We start from the raw sequence: 23312 nt of genomic DNA on the forward strand, positions 1-23312 counted from the left end.
AATGATTTATTTTCTAGAGGTATTACCGATCGCCTCCTCTTTAACTCAGGATGAGGCCTACCCAACACCCACATAGCGTTTGACGGCCGCCGGATCGGCGCGCAACGCTTCGGCTGTCATGGTCTCGCGGTTGCGGCCGTTTTCGACAAAGGCGACGCGGTCGGCGACGGCAAGCACCGCCTCCACCCGCTGCTCGACCAAGATGGTCGAAACGCCGAGGCCGCGCAACTTGGCGACCGTCTCGCGGATCTTCTCGATCATCGACGGCATGAGCCCTTCGGTCGGCTCGTCCAGCAGCAGGACCTGCGGCTCCAGGCAAAGCGCGCGGGCCATGGCAAGCATCTGCTGCTCGCCGCCCGACAGCGTGCCGGAGCGTTGCCTCAGCCGTTCGCGCAGGCGCGGAAACAGGTCCAGCACGGCTTCGCGCGTCGCCTGGCCCTTGCCGCGCGCCATCAGGCCGATCTCGATGTTTTCGGCAACGGTCATCTCGGCGAACAGCCGGCGACCCTGCGGCACATAGGCGACGCCGGCCTTCGGCACCTCATGCGCGGCCAGTGTCGACAGCTCGCGGCCTTCCAGGCTGATCGAACCGGCCGCCGCCGGCACGAGCCCCATGATCGCCTTCAGCGTCGTCGTCTTGCCGGCGCCGTTGCGCCCGAGCAGACACAGCACCTCGCCCTTGTTCAGCACAAGGTCCAGCCCGTGCAGCACCTGCACTTCGCCATAGAAACAATCGAGCCCGTTGATGGTGAGCAGCTCAGCCATGCGCCGCTCCGAGATACGCTTCCTGAACCTGAGTGTTGGCGCGGATTTCCGCCGGATCGCCCTCGGCGATAATCCGGCCGGCGTCGAAGACGGTGATGCGATGGGCAAGCTGCATCACCACCGGCATGTTGTGTTCGATGATCAGCACAGTGGCATCGAGCGCGATCTCGCGGATCAGGGCGACGAAACCTTCGATCTCGCCATCGGAGAGACCCTGCGTCGGCTCATCGAGGATCAGCAGTCGCGGCTGCAGCGCCAAGCCCATGGCCACTTCCAAAAGGCGCTGATGACCATAGGCAAGTTGCCCGGCAGGCGTTCCTGCCCGCTCCGCCAGCCCCACCTGCTCCAGGGCTTTCATCGCGCCTTCGCGCACCGCGCCCCTGGAGCGACCGTCGGTCAAGGTGCGCTGCACCGAAAGCGCGACATTGTCGTAGGCGGAAAGATTGGCGAAGACGCTGGTGACCTGGAACGTATAGGCGATGCCCAGCCGCACTCGCTTGTACGCCGGCAGGTTGGTGATGTCCGTGCCGGCGAAATCGATCGTACCCGACGACGGCAGGATGCGGCCGCAGACCAGGCTGACGAAGGTCGTCTTGCCGGCACCGTTCGGGCCGATGATGGCTCGGATCTCTCCCGGCATCAGGCTGAAGTCGGCGCTGTCCACGGCGCGCAGGCCGCCGAAATGGCGCGACAGGCCCCTGGTTGTCAGCAATGGCTGCGTCATGGCAGCCACCCGATCCAGCGACGGCGGACGAAACCAAGGATACCCTTCGGCGCAAACAGCACCAGGAGCACGAGTGCGGCGCCAACGATCAGCAGCCAGGCAGAAGTGTAGCTGCTGGCGATGTCGGTCACATAGTAGATGAACACCGTACCGACCAGCGGACCGAGCGTGGTGGCGGCGCCGCCGGCCAGCACCCAGAGCAGCGGCAGGATGGAATACTGCACCGAGGCGAAGTTGGAGCCGACATAGCCGAACAGCAGTGCGTAAGCAGCACCGGCCGCGGCGCAGAAAACGCCGGACAGCACGACCGCCGCCAGCTTGTTGGCGAAGGTGTCGTAGCCCAGCATGCGCGTGCGCTCTTCATTCTCGCGGATCGCCACCAGGACACGGCCGAAGCGCGAGCGCACGATGGCGAGCGTGACGAACAGCACGATGGCGAACAGCAGGAGTGCTGCGAGATAGCGCACGGCCGGTGCCGTGAGGTCGAGACTCGCATTGCCGACCGTCAGAATGCGGCTCGCCTGCTGCAGAACCAGTCCCTGGTCGCCACCCGTCCACTGGTTGAAATAGACGATGGTCAGCACGAAGGCCTGCGCGAACATCATGGTGACGATCATGAATGCGACGCCCGAGGTGCGCAACGCCAGCAGGCCGACGACCAGCGACAGCAGCGCGCCGCAGCCGAGACCGGCAACAAAGGCGGCAGACACACCGAAACCGAGATAGGTGATCGCCAGTCCGCTGCCATAGAGGCCGGCGGCAAAGAACATGGCGTGGCCGAGGCTGAGCAAGCCGGCATAACCGAACAGAAGATTGTAGCCCATAGCGAAGGTGGCCAGCACGAGGATGCGCGCGAACAGGCCATGGTGATAGTCGGGCAGCAGGAAGTTCAATGCGAACAGCACGACCACCACGGCCATGTGCAGTCCATAGATCCTTGCCGTCGACGCTTCGGTCATCGGGCCGCGGTTCCGAACAGGCCCTGCGGGCGGAACACCAACACCATGGCGACCACCAGCGTTGCGATGAGCTTGGCAAGCGTTGGCGAAAAGAACATCGAGACGATGCCGTCCGAGAGGCCGATCAGTAGCGCCGCAACCACCGTGCCGCGCAACGAGCCCAGGCCGCCGATGATGACGACGATGAAGGACAGCAGCAGTGGGTCCTGTCCCATCAGGTAATGCGCCTGGCTGATCGGCACGATCAGCACTGCGGCGAATGCCGCGAGCATGGCCCCCAGCGCGAAGACGCCGGCATAGACGCGCTCGACCGGGATGGCGAAGGCCTGCGCCATTTCGCGGTCATACTGGGTAGCGCGCATGACGAGGCCGATTCTCGTGCGCGTCAGCACCAGCCACGTCGCGACGAGCAGCAACGCCGATGCGGCAATGATCGAGAGCTTGTAGCCGGAATAGCCGAACCAGGGCAAAAGCACGCGATAGCTGAAAGGCGGCGTCACCGGCCGCGCTTCCGGCCCGTAGAGGCTGAGCGCCAGTTGCTGGATGATGTAGAGCAGGCCGATGGTGGCAACGATGGTGGCTTCCGGATCGTAATTGAGCCGGCGCAGCACCAGCCGTTCGGAAAGCAGAGCAACGGCACCGACCACCAGCGGCGCCACGATCAGCGCCGCCACGAAACCGATGGCGGGATGCGTGCCGAGCGCCGTCGCCACCGCCCACGCAAGCACCGCGCCCAGCATGAAGAACTCGCCATGGGCGACGTTGACGATGCGCATCACGCCGAACACCAAAGATAGGCCAAGCGCGGTGAGCGCCAGCACGGCCGCAGTGACCAGCCCTTCCAGTGTCGCGAGCAGGAGATGCGGTCCGAAAGCCATTCAGGCGCTGGTCCCGCCTTCGGGCAGGGCAATTGCACATGCCACTCGGCGTGACATGAAGCAGGGTCTGGATCGCCGCACCTTCTTCCAGGTTCCGGAATGGATCCCCGACACTCTCCAGTCGCTTCGCTTCTTACGAGGTCGAGGATGACGGAGCTTGGGGAAGCGCTTCAGCCAATCTCCAACGTCGGCACCATCGTCACCGCTGGAGATGAGCCGCGGCATCGCAAGCTGCGTCATCCTCGACCTCGTGAGCGACCGCAGGGAGCGGCAAGTGTCGGGGATCCATTCCGGAACGCTGAAGGGAGTGACACCAGCCGAAGCATGACCACGTGCAATTGCGGCTTCGAACGACAGCAAGGCCATCACTTACAGGGACTGCTTGGTGTAGTCGGCTTCCGGCTCGTACATGCCGTCCTCGATCGTCGTCTTGTGCACGACCTTGAGCTTTCCGCCTTCCAGCTTGGAGATGTTCTGGTGGCCGAAGCACTGGTGGATCTTGCCGTTGAAGAGCTTCTTGCCTTGCGGATGCTCCGGCCCTTCGGCGAATTCGGTCAGCGCCTCGGTCGCCTCGACCAGCTTGGCGCGATCTTCCGGCCCCTTGTAGCCGGCATCCTCCATCGCCTTCTTGATGACGTAGAGCGTTTCCCAGCAGCCGAACATATGTGCGGCGGTGGAGACATCCTTGGCGTCGGCGACAGCAGCACCGTTGTCGTCGATGCCAACGGCCGTGCGGTAAGCCTTCTGCGCTTCCGTGTCGTCAGCCTGCGCGTAGCGCGGCGAACCTTCCCAGAAATGGCTGCCGTCGAGATATTCGAGACCAGGGCTGTTGATGTCGACAGCTTCCAGCGAGTCGATGAAGCCGAACAGCTTCGGCCCGCTCGAGCCGTAGAAATCGCCCAGTTCCTTGACGAAGGTGAGCACCGCCGGCCCGACCATGACATGGTAGATGGCATCGGTTTCGGGCGGGATCTGCGGGAAGTATTTGGTGAAGGAGGATTCCGTCGGCGGGATGGCGATCTTTGCGACGACTTCCGCGCCCGCCTTCTGCAGGGCTGGCGGCAGGTAGTCGCGATGGTCATAGCCGAAAGCGTAGTCTGGGAAGATCATGGTGACCTTCTTGCCGGCATTGGCGGCGATCCAGGGCGCAACCGAAGTCACCTGCGCGCGCACATCGGTGATGCCCGGCTGGAAGACGTAACGATTCAGCTTGCCGGAGGCGACGTGATAGCCTTCCGAGACGACATAGTACGGGATCTTCAGTTCGCCGGCCGTCGGCGCGGAGCCGACCACGACATTGGAGAACAGGGTGCCGTAGACGATGTCGACCTTATGCTGGTTGGCAAGCTTGGCCACCACTTCAGCACCGCGGGCAGCGTCCGTGCCGTCGTCCTCGATGACCACTTCGATCGGCCGGCCGTTGATGCCGCCGGCGGCGTTGATCGCCTTCACGGCCGCTGCGGTCGTTCTTTCATACCAGCGGCCATAGGCTGCACCGATGCCGGTGCGATGCGCCTGGAAACCGATCTTGATCGGTGCCGAACTCTGCGCCTGCGCATAGCGCACGAAGCCGGGCGTGGCGGCGAGACCTGCGCCGGCTGCCAGTCCTTTCAGGACGGTGCGGCGGGATGCCTTGCCCTTGGTCAGATCGAAGAAGCGGCCGGTCATCGAGTTCCCCCTCATGGCATTGACCCGCGGCCACAGGCGGCCGCACGAAAATCACGAGGCAAACCAAGCATCAAACCCCCGCCAAGGCAAGCTAGCATTCCAGCCTTTGCCGCGGCGACAGACCGTTATCCGGCGGTGGGTGTCGCGAGCAGCCAGAGGCCGAAAAGCGTGTATGCAACCATCAGCACGGTGAGGGGAACCTGCAGCAAAACCGCCTGTGGCATCATCGGCTCAAGGCGCGATGCGGACGCATGGGCGACAAGCACAGCCAGGATGTGTCCGCCGACGATCAACGCCGCCTGTGTGTTCCATAGCCACCAGGCGGCATCCGCACCGGCCGCGATGCCTGCGGTGACTGGCATGTTGGCCGTTCCGAACAGATCCCATCCCAAGGCGAAAGGATCGGACAGCGCAACCAGCGCATACTGGCCGTTGACGAGCACGTCGGTGAGGTAGTGCGCGATGTGATAGGCAAGCGCGATCGGCACGATCGACCAGACGAGCAGCCCGGCGACCCTACCGAAAGACAGGCGGCCGGCCAGGCTGAGACCAGCCAGGATCGATACGCTGAACAATAGCGCCAGCATGAAGAACGTCGCGACGAGGCCCATGCTGCCGATGCCGATCATCGCAGTGCGGCCGGGCAGTTCGAGCGGGTTGATGCCGTTCAGGCCGAACCAGAAGAAGGTTCGCATCAGCCCATCGAAGGATACGGACGACAGCGCGAGCAGCAGGAAGGCGGCGCCGCTCAACGGCAGCGGTTCCACATCGAGCAGCTTGGCTCCGGGCCAGCACAGCGACAGCTTTCCGCTCTCGTTGCGCTCCAGAATGGAAAAGCGCGCGAGCATCGAAAAGAAAACGCTCAGGAACTCGCCCCGGCTGCTCCAGCTTTCATAGCCAAAGACAAGCATCAGAACGAAGCTGAGCAGCCAGTAGATGCCGGCCGCCGTTGCTAATTTCGCGGGATCATCCGGCGCGGGATAGACCAGTTCGAACCAGGAAAAGCCGAAGAAAAACAGGAAGGCCGGCCAATAGCCGAGCCATGACGGCATACGTTCTCCCCGGCGCCCGGCGCGCGTCAATCGTGTGACGATCCGCCAGGGTCCGTACCATGGGTTCAGCCATGACCAGAGATTGCCAAAAACACCCTGAGCCAACGTCACGCCGGTCCACAACAGGGTCCAGATCGTCAAAGGCAAGGGATTGGAGAGGGGATCACGGCTGCCCCAGAACCCGGCTGCGATCAGGGCGACAAAAAGCGTGAAGGAAAGCAGGCTGACCGCCACCCCCGCGCCATCTGCGAACCGGAAGAGAAACAGACGCCCATGCCAGACACGGCCAAGGGCGTCGGCGGACACCAGGCTCAGGACCAGAAAGGATGCGGCCACCGCGAAGGCACCGCCGGCGAGGTAATAGTTGGTCGGCAAAAGCAGGACATGGCCGCGGTCGGAAGCGTGGGCCAAGGCCTCAACGGGAAGAAGCGGGGCCGCGAATGCCGATGCGGCGAGCGCTGCCCACCGACTTTGCCGATGATTGAACTGTTTGCTCATCCGGAGAACGGCAAACCGACGCCCGCCTTGCTTAAACCTTGACGAGCTGGCGCACCCGCGCCTCTTCGCCGAAAACACGGATGTAGCGGGCGATCTCCTTCTCATCACCCGTCGCCTTGGCCGGGTTGTCGGAGAGCTTCACTGCCGGGCGGCCATTGGTTTCGGTGACCTTGCACACCAGCGAGATCGCGTTGAGGCGGTCTGTCGGCACCGGCGCGCAATCCTCGAAATCATTGGTGAGATTGGTGCCCCAGCCGAAGGACATGCGCACCTTGCCCTCGAAATGGCGATAGGTCTCGATGATGGTTTCGACGTCGAGGCCATCGGAAAAGATAAGCAGTTTCTCGCGAGGATCCCTGCCGCGTTCGCGCCACCAGGAGATGATGCGTTCGCCGCCTTCGATCGGCGGGGCGCTGTCAGGGCGGAAGCCGGTCCAGTCGGCGACCCAATCCGGCGCATCACGCAGGAAAGCTGCCGTACCAAACGCGTCAGGCAGCACGATCAACAGATTGCCGCCGTAATAACGCTGCCAGTCTTGCAGAACCTTGTAGGGAGCCTGGCGAAGCTCGGCCTCGGAATTGGCAAGTGCTGCAAGCACCATCGGCAATTCATGCGCATTGGTGCCGAGCGCTTCGAGATCGTTATCCATTGCGAGCAGCACGTTCGAGGTTCCGGTGAAGGCCTCGCCGATACCCTCCTTCAAGGCCTCCACGCACCAGCGCTGCCACAGGAAGGAATGGCGGCGGCGTGTGCCGAAGTCGGAGATACGGATGCCGGGAAGCTGTTTCAGACGCTCGGTCTTGGCCCACATCTTGGCCTTGGCGCGGGCGTAGAGCACGTCGAGCGCAAACGGGCCGAAAGCCTTGAGTGCCGATCGAGACCGCAATTCGTTGATGATGGCGAGCGCCGGGATTTCCCACAGCGTGGTGTACATCCACGGGCCGGAGAAAGAGAGCTCGAACTGGCCGTCACGTTTGGACAGCTCGTATTCGGGGAGCTGGAAGTTCTCCAGCCAGGCCAGGAATTCCGGCTCGAAGATCTGCTTGCGGCCATAGAAGTTGTTACCGCCCAGCCAGATCATCTCCTTCTTGGAGAAGCGCAGCGTCCTGGCGTGGTCGAGTTGCTCGCGCAGTTCGCCGATATCGATCTCGTCGGCCAGCCGCACCTTGGTCTTGCGGTTGATGAGCGAGAAGGTGGCATCGACCTTGGGGTACATGCCCCAGATCATCTGCAGCATCAGCAGCTTATAGAAATCGGTGTCGAGCAGCGACCGCACGATCGGGTCGAGCTTCCAGGTGTGGTTGTAGACGCGCCGCGCGATGTCTGTCTTGGCCATGTCCGAAACCTGCTTCCGCCGAAGTCCAATCCGCTACCGGGTTGGCCTCATAGCATTGAAATGATTAACGCGCTTCCCGCTTTGTCAACCAGTGAGAACCGGGCTCGCGGTGACGGATCGAGTTCCGCCCACCAATATGGTGCGGATTTCGGCGTCTCACATCCCTGACACTTCGAATTTTGGTTGCAATCTTCACGGTTGCGCAAGGCAAGTGCCGTATCCTTGCGGAAATCGAAGGAAGGGAAAATGGGCAAGGCCGTCGTCGCGTGGTTGGTAACCGGATCAATTCCACTTATTTTCTTCATTGTCGGGTCGACCGGCAAATTTGATGGCGGGACGACGGTGGCGGTCGCCTTGATTGCGATTCTTGCCACCTTTGTGACGACAATCAGCGCCGTCGCTTTCACGCTTGCCGGGCTGTGGCAGGCTGCGATGCAAGAAGCGTAGCTCCGCGCCACGCGCCAAGATGCGGCCAACGCGCCACCTCAGAACTCAGATTTCGCCACCAGCTGCAGAGTGGGTCGTTTACGACGTGCGCCGAGCCTCGTACCGACCGTTTCGGCCCGGCTGTCCGCTTCGGCCCTTTCCGCGAACAACCAGTCCACGAAGAGCTGCACGATGGGCGTAGAGCGCATCTCATTGCGGCAAATGACATAGAAATCGTCGACCGCCGGCACCGAGAGACCAAACGGCACGATGAGCTGACCCATCGCGAGCAGGCGGCTCGCCGTCATCGTGTCACCGAGCGCCACGCCGTGGCCATGGAGTGCGGCCTCGATCGACAGGCGCGCATCGTTGAAATGATGGCGCCGGCAGACCCGCTCGAGGTCGAGCGCATCGGCGGCGGCAAGCCAGGTGTGCCATTCGCGTCCATCGTCGCCATGCAGCAGGACATGGTCGGCAAGATCGCGGGTCGAGCGGATCGGCCGGTTGTTGGCAAGCGTCGGGCTGACGACCGGGAACAGTTCCAGTCCCGACCATTTGCGGATCCAGCAATCGGTCCAGCTGCCGTCGCCATAATGCACGCAGACATCGATATCGGGCTGGCGAATATCGCGCGCGTCATTGGAGGCGACCAGTTTCAATCGGATATCGGGATAGCGCGCCGTGAAGGAGCCGAGGCGCGGTATCAGCCACAAGGACAGAAGTGCCGGCACGCAGGATACGACGAGCGCGCCGCTGCTGGCGGGGCGGGTAAGCCGCGCGGCGGCAGCGGCAATCCCCTCGAAGGCGCCCGAGACCGCCGGCAACAGCTCGGCGCCATGCGGCGTCAGCTTCAGGCGCGAGCCGGCGCGTTCGAACAGCTTGACCCCGAGCGACTGCTCCAGCGCCTTGATCTGATGGCTGACCGCGCCGTGGGTGACATGCAGTTCGGCAGCAGCCTTGGAAAGCGAGCCATGCCGGGCCGTCGCTTCAAACGCGCGCAAGGGATTGAGAGGGGGAAGGCGACGCGAACCGCTCATGAGCCAGGGACGAGACTTTGTCGCATGATCTTCGTCTGCAACTTGTGCCAGTGTTAGTTTTTCTAACAGACAGCGCTATAACAATATCAATTGATTTTCCATCCGCACGCTCCGACAATCTGCGGCAATCAATCATAAAAAGACGCTATCGCAGGCAGCCGAACCTGTTTCATGCCCCGCATCGGAGGCACATCGGCTCGCCAAGTTGATTGCCGCATGATCCTTTCCGACAATCGATCCGATTTTCGGGGTCATGCGCAGCAGGAGGAGTTGCAGGATGGGTTTCGACAGCGGCAAGCTCGACGCGTTGCGCCGTAAATATGGCGAAAGCCATGGCGGCGAATTGTTCGACCCGAAGTTCCGTCGGGTGGCCGACAAGATCTTCTCCAAGGCCGGAACCCGGCTGGCGCCCTATTCCGGCATCCCGACCTTCCTGACCGCGCCTTATCGCGAGATGGCTGCCGACAATCCCGATTTCGGCGACCTCCAGGTGGCGATGATCGGCGTGCCGATGGATCTCGGCGTCACCAATCGTCCGGGCTCGCGTTTCGGCCCGCGCGCGCTGCGCGCCATCGAGCGCATCGGGCCCTACAACCACGTTCTGGACTGCGCCCCAACCCATGAGCTGAGGGTGGCGGATATCGGCGACGTGCCGTTCCGCAGCCGCTACCGGCTGGAGATGAGCCATGACGATATCGAAAAGCGCCTGAACCAGATCGTCGATGCCGGCGTCATCCCGCTGTCGGTCGGCGGCGACCACTCGATCACCCATCCGATCCTGAAAGCCGTCGGCAAGGACCGGCCGGTCGGCATGATCCATATCGATGCGCATTGCGACACCGGCGGCGCCTTCGACCAGACCAAGTTCCACCATGGCGGCCCGTTCCGCAACGCGGTGCTGGACGGCGTGCTCGATCCGTCGCGCACTATCCAGATCGGCATCCGCGGCGCGGCCGAATATCTGTGGGAGTTCACCTACGAATCCGGCATGACCGTCGTCCATGCCGAAGAGGTTCCCGGCCTCGGCATTCCGGCCATCATCGAAAAGGCCCGCAAGATCGTCGGCGACGGCCCGACCTACATCTCCTTCGACGTCGACAGCCTCGACCCTGCGTTTGCGCCGGGCACCGGCACGCCGGAAGTCGGCGGTTTGACGACGCGCGAGGTGCTGGAGATCCTGCGCGGGCTGAAAGGCCTCAACATCGTCGGCGGCGACGTCGTCGAGGTGGCGCCGCAATACGATTCCACCACCAACACCGCCCATGCCGGCGCGCAGGTGCTGTTCGAGATCCTGTCGCTGATGGTGTTCAGCCCAGCGCTGAAAGGTTGACGGCGCTCTAGATAGTGACGCCGTTTTATAAGAAGACCATAAGGGAACCCGGCCAAGCCGGAACAACGGAGAACAATGATGACCGAGATCATGAAGACCATGCTCAGCCGGCGCAGCGTGCTTGGCGCCGGTGTTGCCGCGGCGGGCGTGCTTGCGATGCCAGCCATCCTGCGCGCCCAGGAAAAGTCGCTGAAGGTCGGCGTCTATGGCGGCTATTTCAAGAAGTCGTTCGACCAGCACATCTTCCCCGAATTCACCAAGGCGACCGGCATCGCGGTGGAATCGGTGGCCGAGCCGACCGGTGAAGCCTGGCTGGTGCAGTTGGAGCAGGCTGCCAAGGCCGGGCAGGCGCCGGCCGACCTTTCGATGATGTCGCAGACCTCGACACTCAAGGGCCAGTCGACCGAGCTCTGGCAGCCGCTCGATACCGCCAAGTTCAAGCATTACGGCGAACTGCTGCCGCAGTTCATCAATAAGTACCCGGACGGTCGTGTTGCCGGCATCGGCGCGGTGGCCTGGTACATCACGCTGGTCACCAACACCAATGTCTACAAGGAAGCACCGACCTCCTGGGACACGCTGTGGGACAAGGCCAATGCCGACAAGCTCGGCCTTCTGGCACTCGCCTCCAATTCGTTCCTGCTCGAAGTGACGGCGAAGACCTTCATGGGCGGCACCAATGCGCTGGACACCGGCGAAGGCATCGACAAGGCCTTTGCCAAGCTCGCCGAAGTGAAGCCGAATGTGCGTCTATGGTACCGCGACGAGGCCCAGTTCGAGCAGGCGCTGAAGTCGGGCGAAATCCCGATGGGCCAGTACTACCACGACGTCACCGGCCTCGCCGCCAAGGATGGCCAGCCTGTCCGCTCGACCTTCCCGAAGGAGGGCGGTATCCAGGACTCCGGCAACTGGGTGCTGTCGCGTGCCTCGAAAAAGGTCGACGAGGCACATGCCTTCATCGACTATATGAGTCAGCCGGCGATCCAGGGGCTGATGTCGCGCAATGTCGGCACCGCACCGACGCTGAAGCGCGACGTGCTCGACCTCAAGCCGGAAGAATTCGCCGCCGTGTCGTCCGACATCGCGCCGATCATTCCGCGCTACGACCTCTATGTGTCGAAGGCCGACGCGATCAACCAGAAATGGACCGAGCTGATCGTCGGCTAAGCTGCGTTCCCACCGCCATGGTGGAAGCAGAATTTGCGAGCGATTCCGGGAGCCCGCCCTGCGGGCTCCGCATCTTCGCATCGACCGCAGACATGTCGCCCGCCTTCCGCTAATTTTGAAAGCGGTTGCGGCACTTGACGCACCATCCGCATGCACGACCAGCCAAGCAGGATAACGCCATGCCCGGATTGTCCATAAATTCGATCACCAAGCGCTTCGGCGATTTCGCCGCCGTCGACGACATCAGCCTCTCGGTACCGGACGGAAAGTTCGTCTGCCTGCTCGGGCCATCCGGTTGCGGCAAGACCACGCTGTTGCGCATGATCGCCGGGCTGGAGGAGCCGACCGGCGGCGCCATCGTGCTCGACGGCGACGACATCACCCGGGTGCCGACGCACAAGCGCAATCTCGGCATGGTGTTCCAATCCTTGGCCCTGTTTCCGCACCTGACGGTTGGCGAGAACATCGCTTATGCGCTGCGCATCCGCGGCGCCTCGAAGGAAGAACAACGCAAGCGCGTCGATGAACTGCTGGCGATGATCCATCTGCCGGACTTCGCGAACCGGCCCGTGGCGAAACTGTCGGGCGGTCAGCGCCAGCGTGTGGCGATCGCCCGCGCACTCGCGCTGTCGCCGAAACTCTTCCTTCTCGATGAGCCGCTGTCGGCGCTCGATGCCAAGCTGCGCGAAGCCATGCAGGTGGAGCTGCGCCAGTTGCAGCAGCGGCTCGGCATCACCACTATCGTCGTCACCCACGATCAGCGCGAAGCGATGACCATGGCCGACCTCGTCGTCGTCATGGGCAAGGGCAAGATCCTGCAGGCGGCCTCGCCGATCGAGATCTACCGCAAGCCGGCGGATGCCTTCGTCGCCGACTTCATCGGCATCACCAACCTGTTGCCGGCCGAGACCGACAAGGCCGGCCGCACCACCGTGCTCGGCGCAGCGGTACCCGGCGTCGCCCTGCCATCGGGTTCGGCCAAGGCCACCATCTCGATCCGTCCTGAAGACATTCATTTCTCCAAGCCCGGCGCCGGGGCGATCCCAGGCACCGTCAGCTTCGTGCGCGATCTCGGCGGCACGGTCGAAACCTTCGTCGAAGCCGGCGGCACCACCATCGTGGCGGTCGCCACGCCGCGCGAACGCCCGAATGTCAGTGTCGGCCAGGCCATCGGCGTCGTGCTGCCGCCTGAAAGCTGCGTGGTGCTGCAGCCATGAGACGCGAACCGCCAAGAGCACTCGCAGACTACGCGCCGCTGTTCTTTCCGGCGCTGATGCTCATCGTCTTCTTCGTCGTGCCGTTCTCGATCATGATCGCGGTGAGCTTCTTCAAGCGCAATCCGGCGGGCTTCTACACGCCGGATTTCGTGTTCGACAATTACGCGCGCTTCCTCACCACTTTCTTCGGCTCGGTGCTCGGCTTCTCGCTGCTCCTGGCGATCCTCGTCGCCGTGTGCTGCGTCGTCATCGCCTTTCCCTTCACCTATCTGCTGACCAAGCGCTCACGCGCGGTGCAGACTGTGTGGCTGGTCGGGTTGCTCTCGGTGCTGTCGCTTTCTGAAGTCATCATCGGCTTTGCCTGGTCGACGCTGTTCTCGCGCACCGCCGGCATCACCAATCTGTTCGTCGCGATCGGCCTGATGAAGGAACCGGTGGCACTGCTGCCGAGCTTCTGGGCGGTGCTGACCGGCATGGTCTACCAGGCACTGCCCTATACGATCCTGGTGCTCTACCCCGCATTGGTGCGGCTGGACCCGACATTGCTGGAGGCCGCACGCACGCTGGGCGCCTCGCCGGTGCGCGCCTTCTTCAACGTGGTCACGCCGGCATTGCGCAACACCATCGTGGCGACGCTGATCATGGTCTTCGTCTTCGCGCTCGGCTCCTACCTGCTGCCGCAGATCCTCGGCCGACCGTCGAACTGGACGCTGTCGGTGCTGATCACCGACCAGGCGATCTACCAGTCCAACATGCCGTTCGCTGCCGCGATGGCCGTGTTCCTGGTGCTGATCTCGCTGGCGCTGGTCGGACTCACTTTGCTCGCCGGCCGCAAGGAGAGCGCGCTATGAACGTGCTTCGCCGGCTTTATTTCGTGCTCGTCGCGCTGTTCCTGGCGGCACCGCTGATCGTGGTGGCGGGTGTTTCCGTCAACCAGAAACAGGAATTGACCTTCCCGCCGAAGGGTTTCTCGCTCGCCTGGTACGGGCAGATCTTCAACGATCCGGAATGGCGGCTGGCGCTGATTCATTCAGTCACGCTGGCGATCTGCTCGGCGGCGATCGCGGTCGCCATCGCACTGCCGCTGGCCTGGTTCCTGTGGCGGCGCATCGCACCCTGGGCGAACATCTTCCAGGTGCTGGGTCTCGCGCCCTTCATCCTGCCGCCGGTCATCACCGCGCTCGGTTTCCTCAGCTTCTGGGCGACGGTCGGCCTGTTCGGGCAGTTCTATACGGCGATCATCAGCCACGCGATCTTCTTCGTGACGCTGCCGCTGGTGACGCTGTCGCTCGGCTTCGCCTCCATCGACCGCTCGCTGGTCGAGGCCGCGTCGACGATGGGGGCTGACGACCGCACGGTGCTGAAGACCGTCGTGCTGCCGCTGATCCTGCCCTATCTGGTCTCCGGCTTCGCATTCGCCTTCGTGCTGTCGCTCAACGAATACATCGTCGCCTACATGACCATCGGCTTCACCACCGAGACGCTGCCGATCAAGATCTTCAACGCGCTGCGCTACGGCTACACGCCGACCATGGCGGCGGTGTCGATCTTCTTCGTCACCGTCGCGGCACTGGTGTTCGGGGCGATCGCCTATTTCGGCGATATCCGCCGGCTGCTCGGTGCGATGTCTTCCGACAGCTGAGTACAGCCGGACCGATCAATGCATCACGATCGGACCGGTCTTTGCCGGCAGGCGGTCGCGGCGTAGCCAGCGGCCGAGCAGCAGGACGGCGACGACCGCCAGTCCCGTCGAAAGGCCGATCCAGATGCCGATGCCGGCAAAGCCGAAATGGAAGGCGAGCAGCGCGCCGAGTGGCAGCCCGATGCCCCAATACCCGATCGCCGCGTAGATCATCGGCACCGTCGTGTCGTGCAGGCCCCGCAGCATGCCCGCGCCCACGGCCTGGGCGCCGTCGACAACCTGGAAAAGTGCCGCGAACGCCAGGAACGAGACGGCCAGGCTGACGACCTGGCTGTTCACCGGATCATGCACGTCGATGAAACCGCTGATCAGCACGCGTGGCCACAACAGCATGGTGAGCCCTGTCAGCGCCATGAAGCCGACGCCCATGGCGTAGGAGGTCCAGCCGGCACGGGTGATGCCATCCCTGTCGCCGGCGCCGTAGGCGAGGCCGACGCGCACGGTGACCGACTGGTTTAACCCCAGCGGCACCATGAAGCTGATCGAGGCGATCTGCAGGGCAATGGCGTGCGCGGCGAGCGACGGCGCGTTGATCAATCCCATCAGGAAGGCGGCGGCGTTGAAGATCGTCACCTCGAAGGCAAGGATGCCGGCGATCGGCAGGCCGAGCTTCATCAGTGCCCGGAAGCGCGGCCAGTCGGAGCGCCAAAAACGGCCGAACAGGTGGTAGCGGCGGAATTTCTTCTCCAGCGTCACCACCAGAACCATGCCGATGAGCATCAGGACCGACGAGATGGTGGTGGCCAGTCCGGACCCGGCAATGCCCATCTTCGGCGCGCCGAGATTGCCGAACATGAACATCCAGTTGAGCAGCACGTTAGCGGCCACGGCGACGAAGACGATGATCAAGGCCCATCCGGGGCGCGAGAGCGCCGAGATAAAGGATCTCAGCACGATATAGCCATAGAAGGGCAACACCGCCCATTGCAGCCAGTGAATATAGATGCCGGCCTGATGCGCGAGCGCTGGCTCCTGGCCCATGGCGAGCAGGATGTTTTCGCCGTTCCAGAGAAATATCCAGATTGGGATGGCGATGAAAATGGCGGCCCAAAGCCCCTGCCGCACGGTGCGGCGCACGTCGCGCACCGAATGGCGGAAGCGGCCGAGTTCCGTCGCGATCATCGGCGAAGTGGCCAGCATCAGGCCGAGGCCGAAGATCATCGGCATGAAATAGAGGTTGGAGCCGAGCGCGCCGGCGGCGAGCGTTTCCGATCCCAGCCGACCCATCATCATGACGTCGGTGGCGGTCATCGCCGTCTGGCCGAGATTGGTCAGCACCATCGGCCAGGCCAGCGACAGCGTCGATTTGATTTCGGAGCGCCAGAGGCTTCCCGGCGCTCTCACGCCGGCTTCGATCGCGGACATTGTCTATACTTCCCGTAACGGCGCATCGGCTGAAGCCGGAAGCCGCATCTCGCCGGAAACGGGATGGCTCCCGGCTCAAATGCGGTTTTCGTTGAATGCCGGAACCTTGGCAAGAGCTCACGGCTACGAAAAATTGATCCAGCAGGAGGCGGATTGCAGGAATCCCATTTATTTCGACAGCCACATCGCCATGCGATTTCCGTATAGCCCAATCCGCTTTGCCGCAGGCGTGGTGACTCGGGTCAACCAATTGTGCCAGCCGTTCATGGATCGTCGGTCCAATTGGTGCGTCAGCTTGTCATCCGCCAGCCGGCCATGAATAGTTTGCTGGCGGGGCGCGGAATGGAGGAATGATGCGCTCTCTTCGCTTGGCCGCCTCGGCCGCCCTGCCTTACGCTTTGTCTGTTCTTCTTGCCGGTCCGGCGCTTGCCGACATGTCCACCGCGGTGCGTTCCGACGCCTATCCGGTGAAGGGCCTCGACCAGCCGGCCGAGATCCTGATTGACCACTGGGGCATTGCCCACATCTACGCCAAGAGCAATCGCGACGCGCTTTTCCTGCAGGGATACAACGCCGCCCGCGACCGCCTGTGGCAGATCGACCTGTGGCGCAAGCGCGGCCTGGGTCGGCTGGCCGAGAGCTTCGGCGAAGATTTCGCGGAACGGGACCGCGCCGCCAGGCTTTTCCTCTTCCGCGGCGACATGGAGAAGGAATGGGCATCCTATGGCCCCAACGCGAAAAGCTTCGCGGAAGCTTTCGTCGCCGGGGTCAACGCCTATGTGTCGGAAGTGCTGGCCGGTTCCAAACCGCTCCCCATCGAATTTTCGCTGAGTGGATCGAAGCCGGAAATCTGGGGGCCGGAAGACGTCGTGCGCATCCGCAGCCATGGGCTGACGCGCAACGTCTCGTCCGAAGTGAAGCGGGCGCTCGTGACCTGCAAGGCCGATGTCGACGCGGACCGGCTGCGCAGCAAGCTGGAGCCGGAGTGGAAGCCCGAGGTGCCGCAGGGCCTCGACCCATGCATCATCCCGGCCGATGTCCTGAAGGATTATGACTGGGCGACCGATTCCGTCGACTTCAGCCCGCCCAAGAAGAAGGCGGAGCTCTACGATCCGCAACCCTTCCTCGACAAGGCCGACGGGACGGTCGACAACATCGGTTCGAACAATTGGGTGGTTGCCCCTTCGCGCACCGCGACAGGACGGCCGATCCTCGCCAACGATCCGCATCGCGCCCATAGCGCGCCGTCGCTGCGCTATATCGTGCATCTCAACAGTCCCGACATGTCGGTGGTCGGTGCCGGCGAGCCGGCCTTGCCCGGCATCTCCATCGGACACAACGGCACCATCGCTTTCGGGCTCACGATCTTCAACGTCGACCAGGAAGATCTCTACGTCTACGAGCTCAACCCCGACAATCCCAACCAGTACAAATACAAGGACGGCTGGGAGGATATCAAGACGGTCGAGGAAACGATCGCGGTTCGCGACGGCGAGCCACGCAAGGTCTCGCTCAAATTCACACGGCACGGACCGGTCGTGAAAACCGACGATGAAAACCACCGGGCGTTCGCGGTGCGCAGCGTCTGGATGGAGCCCGGTACCTCGGCCTATTTCGGCTCGTCGGACTATATGACGGCCAAGAACTGGAACGAGTTCCTGACAGCCATGAACCGCTTCTATGCGCCGTCGGAAAACCAGGTCTACGCCGACACCCAGGGCAACATCGGCTGGGTGGCGGCGGCCATGACGCCGGCGCGCAAGAACTGGGACGGCCTGCTGCCGGTGCCGGGCGACGGCCGATACGAGTGGGGCTTCCTGAAACGCGACGACCTGCCCAGCGTCTACAATCCCACTGAGGGATGGTTCGCCACCGCCAACCAGATGAATCTGCCCGAAGGCTATCCGGTAAAGGAACGCAAGGTCGGGTTCGAATGGGCTGATCCTTCGCGCTACCAGCGCATCGCGCAGGTTCTCAGCGCCAACGACAAGGTCACGCTGGCCGATTCCATGAAGCTTCAGAACGACGACAAGAACCTGTTGGCAGAGCGTGCCGTCAAGCTTCTCAAATCGGTCGAATTGCCTGCCGATACCTCCAGCGAGGCCAAGCAGGCCGCCGAAATGTTGAGGAACTGGAATGCGTCGAACGATATCGACAGCGCTCCGTCTGCGATCTACGAGATGTGGATCAGCCAGCATCTGCCCAAGGCGCTGATCGCGCATGTCGTGCCGGAAGCCGCCCGCAAGGCGATCGGCAAGGGCAGCGGAACCGCGGCCGTCGACATGCTCGAGACGGCAGACGAGAGCCTTGGGAAAGATCCTCAGTCGGCACGAGCCGCGATCGTTTCCGAAAGCCTTGCTTCTGCCGTCGCGGCCCTGAAGGAACGGCTCGGAAACGACATGGACAAATGGCGTTGGGGCGATCTGCATCGCGCGGTCTTCAACCATTCCCTGTCGCCGGTCGTTTCGAAGGCGCTGCAGGAGCAGCTCACGGTCGGTCCCTGGGCAATGTCCGGTTCTTCGACGACGCCGCACGCGGCAAGCTACAATCCGGACTTCACGCTCATGTCCGGCGCATCGTTCCGCATGGTTCTCGACGTCGGCGGCTGGGACAACAGCCGTGTCATCAACACACCAGGCCAATCGGGCGACCCCTTCAGCCCGCATTACAGGGATCTCGCTCCTCTCTGGCTCACCGGCGATTACGTGCCGCTGCTTTATTCACGCGATGCGGTCGAAGGCGGGGCAGCGACGCGGATCTCGCTGACGCCGGGCAAGTAGACCGGCAGATGCAGGCGGGCATCGTCGCCGCCTTCCGCTCCGGACGGATCCACCTGTCCGGAGCCACAGCATGGGGTTCGATCCGACGGAATGCGGCGCGCAGGAATTCGATTTATTTGAGGGCCGCATAACGATACTATGATGTTAAAGTATCGCCGCGACAGGGGAACCGGAAAGGCCGAGAATGGCCGATCCGTCGATCGGGCCAACGCTCATGCATTTCGACAGGACAGCTTTCGGAGACCAGTTCCTGACCGTCGTCGCGGCGGCGATGCCGCTGGTCGGCTGCTGTTTCTATCGTGTCGAGGACGGCAAGCATGTCGTCGACCATCGGCTGTCCGGCCTCTCGCCCTATTGGCTGAACCGCTACTACCATCGCTTCTGGCGTTTCGATCCGCTGCATCCCGAACGTGTCGACCAGGCCGGCATCAGGCTGCGCTCGGTGACGCGCGAGACGGCGCGGCGCGACATTGGCGCGCCCGAATATTTCGAGCAATTCCTGGTGCCGCAGAACACGGTGCACCAGACCGAGCTTTATTTCCGTGTGGGGTCGCGGATCGTCGCCGGTGCTTCGTTGCTGCGCAGCGAACGTAACGGTCCGTTCACCTCCGACAATCTCACCTTCCTCGACAGGCTGGTGGGTTTCGTCGAGGACAGCGTGCTGTCCGATGAGGACGAAGCGTTCGGGATCGATATACCGGGCCTGACGCCACGCGAGCGCGAGATCGCCAATCTCGTCGGCGCAGCCATGTGCAACAAGGACATCTGCCGGCGGCTCGACATCGAACTGCCGACGGTGAAGACCCACATCAGCCGCATCCTGGTCAAGGCCGGCGTGCGCAACCGCGGCGAGCTGATGAAGAAGCTGCACGGCCGCGGCTGACAGCAGCACGGCGTCGTACTTCGGTATGATAGCCCCGGGCCAAGATTGCTCCCTATCCTGCCGGTTCCTGTAAACGCCTGGGAGGAACGCGGCGTTCGAGGGAGATGGCCGTGCATGTGCCGACGCCTGTTCCCTGAAAGAACCGCTCCTCCAACCCGACCGTTGGAGTATCGACCGGAATGGCCTCACATCCTGCCTATGTCGCGCCCTATATGGCGATCGGCCTTTCGACCATCGTCACCGGCGTCGCACAGCGCAAGCACATCCGCCACAATCTGGAGACCATCGAGGAAGCCATCCACGCCGCCGTCTCGATCTGTGCCATCAACGCGCCGATCCGCGTGGTGGCACTGGCCGAAGGCGCACTGACCGGTTTCACCGACGAGATCTTCGACGTTCCGCATGTCACGGCAGCGCGCGACATCTTCATCGACCTGCCCGGCGAAGAGACCGAAGCGCTCGGCAAACTGGCCCGGCACTACGACACCTACATCATCGGCCAGTGCAAGGCGCGCTGGCCCGACGTGATGGAAGACCGCTTCTTCAACACGCTGTTCGTGATCGACCGCAAGGGCAAGCTCATCCACCGCGCCGCCAAGAACCACATCTGGTGCCGCGAACGCAGCTGCACGCCGCACGATGTCTACGACCGCTGGGTCGAACTGTTCGGCGACGGCATCGAGGCCTTCTATCCGGTGCTGCGCACCGAAGACATCGGCAATATCGGCACCATCTGCTGCTCGGATGGCGAATATCCGGAAGCGGTGCGCGCACTTGCCTTCGGCGGCGCCGAGGTCGTCTATCGCCCTTCGGAAGCGATGCCGATGACGGGCTCTTCCTATCCCGGCGGCGGCAGCTGGATGATCCAGAACCGGGCCCATGCCGACTTCAACAGCGTCTACATGCTGTGCCCCAACATCGGCCCGGTCTATCTCTCGCCGAGTTCGCGCCATCCGATCGACATCGCCGGCGGCAACAGCCACATCGTCGACTTCCGCGGCAACATCAGCTCCTACTCGGCCAGCGGCGCCAACACCATGGTGGCGAGCCTGATCGACATCGAAGCGCTGCGGCAGTTCCGCGCCATGAACCTCAATTCGAACTGGCTGAAGGATCTGCGCACCGAGCTGTTTTCCAAGATGTATGAGAAGCCAATCCACCCGCGCAATCTGTGGCTCAACCGCGATCCGGAGCGTCACGCAACAGTGGACGAGGTCTATCGCGAAAACATCGCAAGGCTGGTCGAGCGCGGCACCTGGACCCTGCCCGCACATGAAGTGCCTGGCGCGCGCTACACGCCGGCGCCTTCGGAAGGCCCAACCTCTTCACATAGCAATGACGATTGGGCCGCCGCACAGGCCATGTGGGCGCCCTGGAACGAGGACTGATCAGGAAATACCGGACCCGCCGTCCCAAAGCATAATCAATCGGGAACAGGCGGCGCGGTCCGGCCAAAACAAGGGAGGCTATCGATGGATGTTTCACGACCCGGCCCGCTCTCGCGGTTCGCCACATCAATTATCTTGCCCGCTGCCGCTGCGCTCATTGCGGTGACCGCGTCGGCAAAAGCCGAGGACGCCGCCAAGCCAGCCGGCATCGTCGGCACATGGGTGGTCAAGGCAGTCGACGCGCCGTTCACCCACCACATGTTCGTCTTCAATGCCGACGGCACCATGCAGCAGGCTAATCCCGATTCCGGAAATCCCGATAACAGCGACAGCGACGGCAAGGGCATCTGGGCCGAGAAGGACGGCAAGGTCATCGGCAAATTCGTAGAGGTGACCGCCGACCGCAACACCCACAAATTCGTCAGCCGCGGCGAGATTTCCTACGAGATCGACCTCGCCGGCGACGCCTTCACCGGCACGGCCGCCGCACGTTTCTACGATGCGGACGACAAGCTGCTGCGCGGCCCATTGCCGACACCCCTGGAAGGCAAGCGCGTGACCCTGCCGTAAGAGCGGGCGCCACTTGCCTTTCCTTTTTCGTTTCACGCCATCGCCGGACCAAACGCCATGTCTTCCACCAGCACCGCGCCAAGGCGCAGCCTGCACTCCTTCGATATCTTCTTTCTCGTCGTCGCCGCAGCAGCACCGCTTGCGGCCGTGGCCAGCAACGGGGCGCTCGGCGTCCTGATGGGCAACGGCGTCGGCATGCCGGGCTCCTACCTGCTCGCCGGTCTCGTGCTGATCCTGTTTGCCATCGGCTTCATTCGGATGAGCCCGCATGTGAAGCATTCCGGCGCCTTCTATGCCTATGTCCGCCACGGCCTGGGACCGCTTGCCGGCGGCGCCGCGGCCTTCGTCGCCATCGTCGTCTACGGCATGATGGTCATCGGCAGCGTCGGCGGCTTCGGTTTCTTCGCCAGCGTGTTCTTCAGCGAAAACCTCGGCATCGACCTGTCATGGAAGGCCTGGGGTGCGATCTGCCTGGTGATCACGGCCATCGTCGGCTATCGCGAGATCACGCTCGGCGCGCGCCTGCTGGCGGTGCTCTTGACGCTCGAAGTCCTGATCCTGATCGTCCTGACGGTGGCCGTGCTGGCACCCAGCAGCCCGGCCCAGGTGACCTTCGGTTCGTTCAGCCTGCCCAATGTGCTCAGCGGCTCGTTTGGTGTCGGCCTGATGTTCGCCTTCGTCTCTTTCCTCGGTTTCGAATCCGCAGCCATCTACAGCGAGGAAGCGCGTGACGGACACCGTAGCGTCAGCCGCGCGCTCATCACCGCCGTGGTGTTCATCGCCCTTTTCTACGCCATCACCATGTGGGCGGTGGTGCTGGCTTTCGGCGAAGACAAGGTCGTGGCCGCGGCCAGTGAAAATCCGGGCACGCTGGTGTTCCGCGCCTTCGCCCAATACACCCACCCCGTATTCCTGGTGGCGGTGCAGTTCCTGATGGTGACGAGCGCGCTCGCCGCGACGCTTGCCCTGCACAACGCAGCCGCGCGCTACCTGTTCGCGCTCGGCCGCGAAGGCATGCTGCCCGGCGTGCTCGGCAGCCTGCACACGCGCCTTCAATCACCGCATGTCGCGAGCATCACCGTGACGGTGGTCTCATCGATCGCAGTGGCGCTGTTCGCCATCGCGGGTGCCGATCCGCTGATGACCCTGCTGTCCAGCACGTTCGGGCTGGCGGCGCTCGGCATCATCATCCTGCAGGCAGTGACCTCGCTTTCGGTGGCGGTCTTCACCTTGAAGAACCGCGACAGGGAAGCCGGTTCGCTGTTCCAGCTGCTGATCGCCATCGTCGCGACCATTGGTCTTGGTACTGCAGCCCTTCTCGTCATGAAGAACTACGCGACGCTGACCGGCAGCCTCGGCCTGCTGGACTACGCGCCCTGGCTGCTGCCGATCGCGGCTGTGCTCGGCATCGTCGTCGCGATGCGCTCCGGACAGGCAACGCAGCTGTCCGAAGCCTAGGTTCTGATGTCAGCCAATATCAGCAGTTGGCACCGCCCCTCACCTGCCTGCCGGCATCCTCTCCCCGTGAACGGGGAGAGGGCGCTCACGCCAGCGGTTTAGCCAACCG

At 63.2% G+C, this 23312-nt stretch carries 20 protein-coding genes; 11 read left to right on the forward strand and 9 right to left on the reverse strand.

Annotation, left to right across the window (positions count from 1 at the left end; all coding sequences use genetic code 11):
• Positions 1-57 precede the first annotated feature (57 nt).
• The 7 genes from AO692_RS23755 to pncB all read right to left on the reverse strand — a co-directional run bounded on the left by AO692_RS23755 (position 58) and on the right by pncB (position 7880).
• Entirely contained in the window at positions 58-765 is a 708-nt protein-coding gene (locus AO692_RS23755) for an ABC transporter ATP-binding protein (RefSeq protein ID WP_054312537.1), read from the reverse strand.
• Entirely contained in the window at positions 758-1489 is a 732-nt protein-coding gene (locus AO692_RS23760; protein WP_054312538.1) for an ABC transporter ATP-binding protein, read from the reverse strand. Before AO692_RS23760 ends, AO692_RS23755 begins: the two co-directional genes overlap by 8 nt.
• Entirely contained in the window at positions 1486-2448 is a 963-nt protein-coding gene (locus tag AO692_RS23765; RefSeq protein ID WP_054312539.1) for a branched-chain amino acid ABC transporter permease, read from the reverse strand. Before AO692_RS23765 ends, AO692_RS23760 begins: the two co-directional genes overlap by 4 nt.
• A complete protein-coding gene (locus AO692_RS23770; RefSeq protein WP_054312540.1) occupies positions 2445-3326 on the reverse strand; it encodes a branched-chain amino acid ABC transporter permease in 882 nt (293 codons plus the stop codon). Before AO692_RS23770 ends, AO692_RS23765 begins: the two co-directional genes overlap by 4 nt.
• A gap of 369 nt (positions 3327-3695) precedes the next feature.
• The gene (locus AO692_RS23775; protein WP_054312541.1) at positions 3696-4994 is read right to left on the reverse strand and encodes an ABC transporter substrate-binding protein; all 1299 of its coding nucleotides are present in this window, start codon (positions 4992-4994) and stop codon (positions 3696-3698) included.
• 125 nt (positions 4995-5119) lie between these two features.
• Positions 5120-6457, reverse strand: coding sequence for a hypothetical protein (locus tag AO692_RS23780; protein WP_348271477.1), 1338 nt, complete (start codon positions 6455-6457; stop codon positions 5120-5122).
• A 118-nt stretch (positions 6458-6575) separates the two neighbouring features.
• A complete protein-coding gene (gene pncB, locus AO692_RS23785) occupies positions 6576-7880 on the reverse strand; it encodes a nicotinate phosphoribosyltransferase (protein WP_054312543.1) in 1305 nt (434 codons plus the stop codon).
• A 246-nt stretch (positions 7881-8126) separates the two neighbouring features.
• Between pncB and AO692_RS23790 the strand changes: the two genes are divergently transcribed.
• On the forward strand, positions 8127-8327 hold the full coding sequence (locus AO692_RS23790; RefSeq protein WP_054312544.1) for a hypothetical protein: 201 nt from the start codon (positions 8127-8129) through the stop codon (positions 8325-8327).
• A 38-nt stretch (positions 8328-8365) separates the two neighbouring features.
• On the opposite strand, the gene gcvA is transcribed toward AO692_RS23790, so the two are convergent.
• A complete protein-coding gene (gcvA, locus tag AO692_RS23795) occupies positions 8366-9343 on the reverse strand; it encodes a transcriptional regulator GcvA (protein ID WP_054312545.1) in 978 nt (325 codons plus the stop codon).
• 277 nt (positions 9344-9620) lie between these two features.
• Between gcvA and speB the strand changes: the two genes are divergently transcribed.
• From speB to AO692_RS23820, 5 genes are all read left to right on the forward strand, one after another.
• A complete protein-coding gene (gene speB / locus AO692_RS23800) occupies positions 9621-10673 on the forward strand; it encodes an agmatinase (protein WP_054312546.1) in 1053 nt (350 codons plus the stop codon).
• Positions 10674-10751: 78 nt separating this feature from the next.
• Positions 10752-11840: an ABC transporter substrate-binding protein gene (locus AO692_RS23805; protein ID WP_054312547.1), complete on the forward strand. Its 1089-nt coding sequence runs from the start codon at positions 10752-10754 to the stop codon at positions 11838-11840.
• Between the two features lie 179 nt (positions 11841-12019).
• Positions 12020-13057: an ABC transporter ATP-binding protein gene (locus AO692_RS23810; protein ID WP_054312548.1), complete on the forward strand. Its 1038-nt coding sequence runs from the start codon at positions 12020-12022 to the stop codon at positions 13055-13057.
• Positions 13054-13908, forward strand: coding sequence for an ABC transporter permease (locus AO692_RS23815; RefSeq protein WP_054312549.1), 855 nt, complete (start codon positions 13054-13056; stop codon positions 13906-13908). The genes AO692_RS23810 and AO692_RS23815 overlap by 4 nt, the downstream gene beginning before the upstream one ends.
• The gene (locus tag AO692_RS23820) at positions 13905-14699 is read left to right on the forward strand and encodes an ABC transporter permease (RefSeq protein ID WP_054312550.1); all 795 of its coding nucleotides are present in this window, start codon (positions 13905-13907) and stop codon (positions 14697-14699) included. The genes AO692_RS23815 and AO692_RS23820 overlap by 4 nt, the downstream gene beginning before the upstream one ends.
• Before the next feature lie 15 nt (positions 14700-14714).
• On the opposite strand, the gene AO692_RS23825 is transcribed toward AO692_RS23820, so the two are convergent.
• Positions 14715-16124 (reverse strand): MATE family efflux transporter, encoded by a 1410-nt coding sequence (locus AO692_RS23825; RefSeq protein WP_054312551.1) that lies wholly within the window; start codon positions 16122-16124, stop codon positions 14715-14717.
• Positions 16125-16477: 353 nt separating this feature from the next.
• On the opposite strand from AO692_RS23825, the gene AO692_RS23830 reads away from it, so the two are divergent.
• From AO692_RS23830 to AO692_RS23850, 5 genes are all read left to right on the forward strand, one after another.
• A complete protein-coding gene (locus AO692_RS23830) occupies positions 16478-18904 on the forward strand; it encodes a penicillin acylase family protein (protein ID WP_082407528.1) in 2427 nt (808 codons plus the stop codon).
• Positions 18905-19088: 184 nt separating this feature from the next.
• Positions 19089-19787 (forward strand): helix-turn-helix transcriptional regulator, encoded by a 699-nt coding sequence (locus AO692_RS23835; RefSeq protein WP_054312552.1) that lies wholly within the window; start codon positions 19089-19091, stop codon positions 19785-19787.
• Positions 19788-19966: 179 nt separating this feature from the next.
• On the forward strand, positions 19967-21175 hold the full coding sequence (locus AO692_RS23840; RefSeq protein WP_054312553.1) for a nitrilase-related carbon-nitrogen hydrolase: 1209 nt from the start codon (positions 19967-19969) through the stop codon (positions 21173-21175).
• A gap of 84 nt (positions 21176-21259) precedes the next feature.
• Positions 21260-21745, forward strand: coding sequence for a hypothetical protein (locus tag AO692_RS23845; protein WP_054312554.1), 486 nt, complete (start codon positions 21260-21262; stop codon positions 21743-21745).
• Between the two features lie 57 nt (positions 21746-21802).
• The gene (locus AO692_RS23850; protein ID WP_054312555.1) at positions 21803-23203 is read left to right on the forward strand and encodes an APC family permease; all 1401 of its coding nucleotides are present in this window, start codon (positions 21803-21805) and stop codon (positions 23201-23203) included.
• Positions 23204-23312 lie beyond the last annotated feature (109 nt).

This window comes from Mesorhizobium sp. 1M-11 (genome assembly GCF_001303895.1).
Lineage (GTDB): Bacteria > Pseudomonadota > Alphaproteobacteria > Rhizobiales > Rhizobiaceae > Mesorhizobium.

What these genes read in the sequence shown, in the direction of transcription:
- AO692_RS23845 (WP_054312554.1), top strand. Translation starts at nt 21,260, where the DNA reads ATGGATGTTTCACGACCCGGCCCGCTCTCGCGGTTCGCCACATCAATT.
- AO692_RS23850 (WP_054312555.1), top strand. Translation starts at nt 21,803, where the DNA reads ATGTCTTCCACCAGCACCGCGCCAAGGCGCAGCCTGCACTCCTTCGAT.
- AO692_RS23835 (WP_054312552.1), top strand. Translation starts at nt 19,089, where the DNA reads ATGGCCGATCCGTCGATCGGGCCAACGCTCATGCATTTCGACAGGACA.
- AO692_RS23815 (WP_054312549.1), top strand. Translation starts at nt 13,054, where the DNA reads ATGAGACGCGAACCGCCAAGAGCACTCGCAGACTACGCGCCGCTGTTC.
- AO692_RS23790 (WP_054312544.1), top strand. Translation starts at nt 8,127, where the DNA reads ATGGGCAAGGCCGTCGTCGCGTGGTTGGTAACCGGATCAATTCCACTT.
- AO692_RS23840 (WP_054312553.1), top strand. Translation starts at nt 19,967, where the DNA reads ATGGCCTCACATCCTGCCTATGTCGCGCCCTATATGGCGATCGGCCTT.
- speB (WP_054312546.1), top strand. Translation starts at nt 9,621, where the DNA reads ATGGGTTTCGACAGCGGCAAGCTCGACGCGTTGCGCCGTAAATATGGC.
- AO692_RS23820 (WP_054312550.1), top strand. Translation starts at nt 13,905, where the DNA reads ATGAACGTGCTTCGCCGGCTTTATTTCGTGCTCGTCGCGCTGTTCCTG.
- AO692_RS23765 (WP_054312539.1), bottom strand. Translation starts at nt 2,448, where the DNA reads ATGACCGAAGCGTCGACGGCAAGGATCTATGGACTGCACATGGCCGTG.
- AO692_RS23775 (WP_054312541.1), bottom strand. Translation starts at nt 4,994, where the DNA reads ATGACCGGCCGCTTCTTCGATCTGACCAAGGGCAAGGCATCCCGCCGC.
- AO692_RS23830 (WP_082407528.1), top strand. Translation starts at nt 16,478, where the DNA reads ATGCGCTCTCTTCGCTTGGCCGCCTCGGCCGCCCTGCCTTACGCTTTG.
- AO692_RS23810 (WP_054312548.1), top strand. Translation starts at nt 12,020, where the DNA reads ATGCCCGGATTGTCCATAAATTCGATCACCAAGCGCTTCGGCGATTTC.
- AO692_RS23760 (WP_054312538.1), bottom strand. Translation starts at nt 1,489, where the DNA reads ATGACGCAGCCATTGCTGACAACCAGGGGCCTGTCGCGCCATTTCGGC.
- AO692_RS23755 (WP_054312537.1), bottom strand. Translation starts at nt 765, where the DNA reads ATGGCTGAGCTGCTCACCATCAACGGGCTCGATTGTTTCTATGGCGAA.
- pncB (WP_054312543.1), bottom strand. Translation starts at nt 7,880, where the DNA reads ATGGCCAAGACAGACATCGCGCGGCGCGTCTACAACCACACCTGGAAG.
- AO692_RS23825 (WP_054312551.1), bottom strand. Translation starts at nt 16,124, where the DNA reads ATGTCCGCGATCGAAGCCGGCGTGAGAGCGCCGGGAAGCCTCTGGCGC.
- AO692_RS23770 (WP_054312540.1), bottom strand. Translation starts at nt 3,326, where the DNA reads ATGGCTTTCGGACCGCATCTCCTGCTCGCGACACTGGAAGGGCTGGTC.
- gcvA (WP_054312545.1), bottom strand. Translation starts at nt 9,343, where the DNA reads ATGAGCGGTTCGCGTCGCCTTCCCCCTCTCAATCCCTTGCGCGCGTTT.
- AO692_RS23805 (WP_054312547.1), top strand. Translation starts at nt 10,752, where the DNA reads ATGACCGAGATCATGAAGACCATGCTCAGCCGGCGCAGCGTGCTTGGC.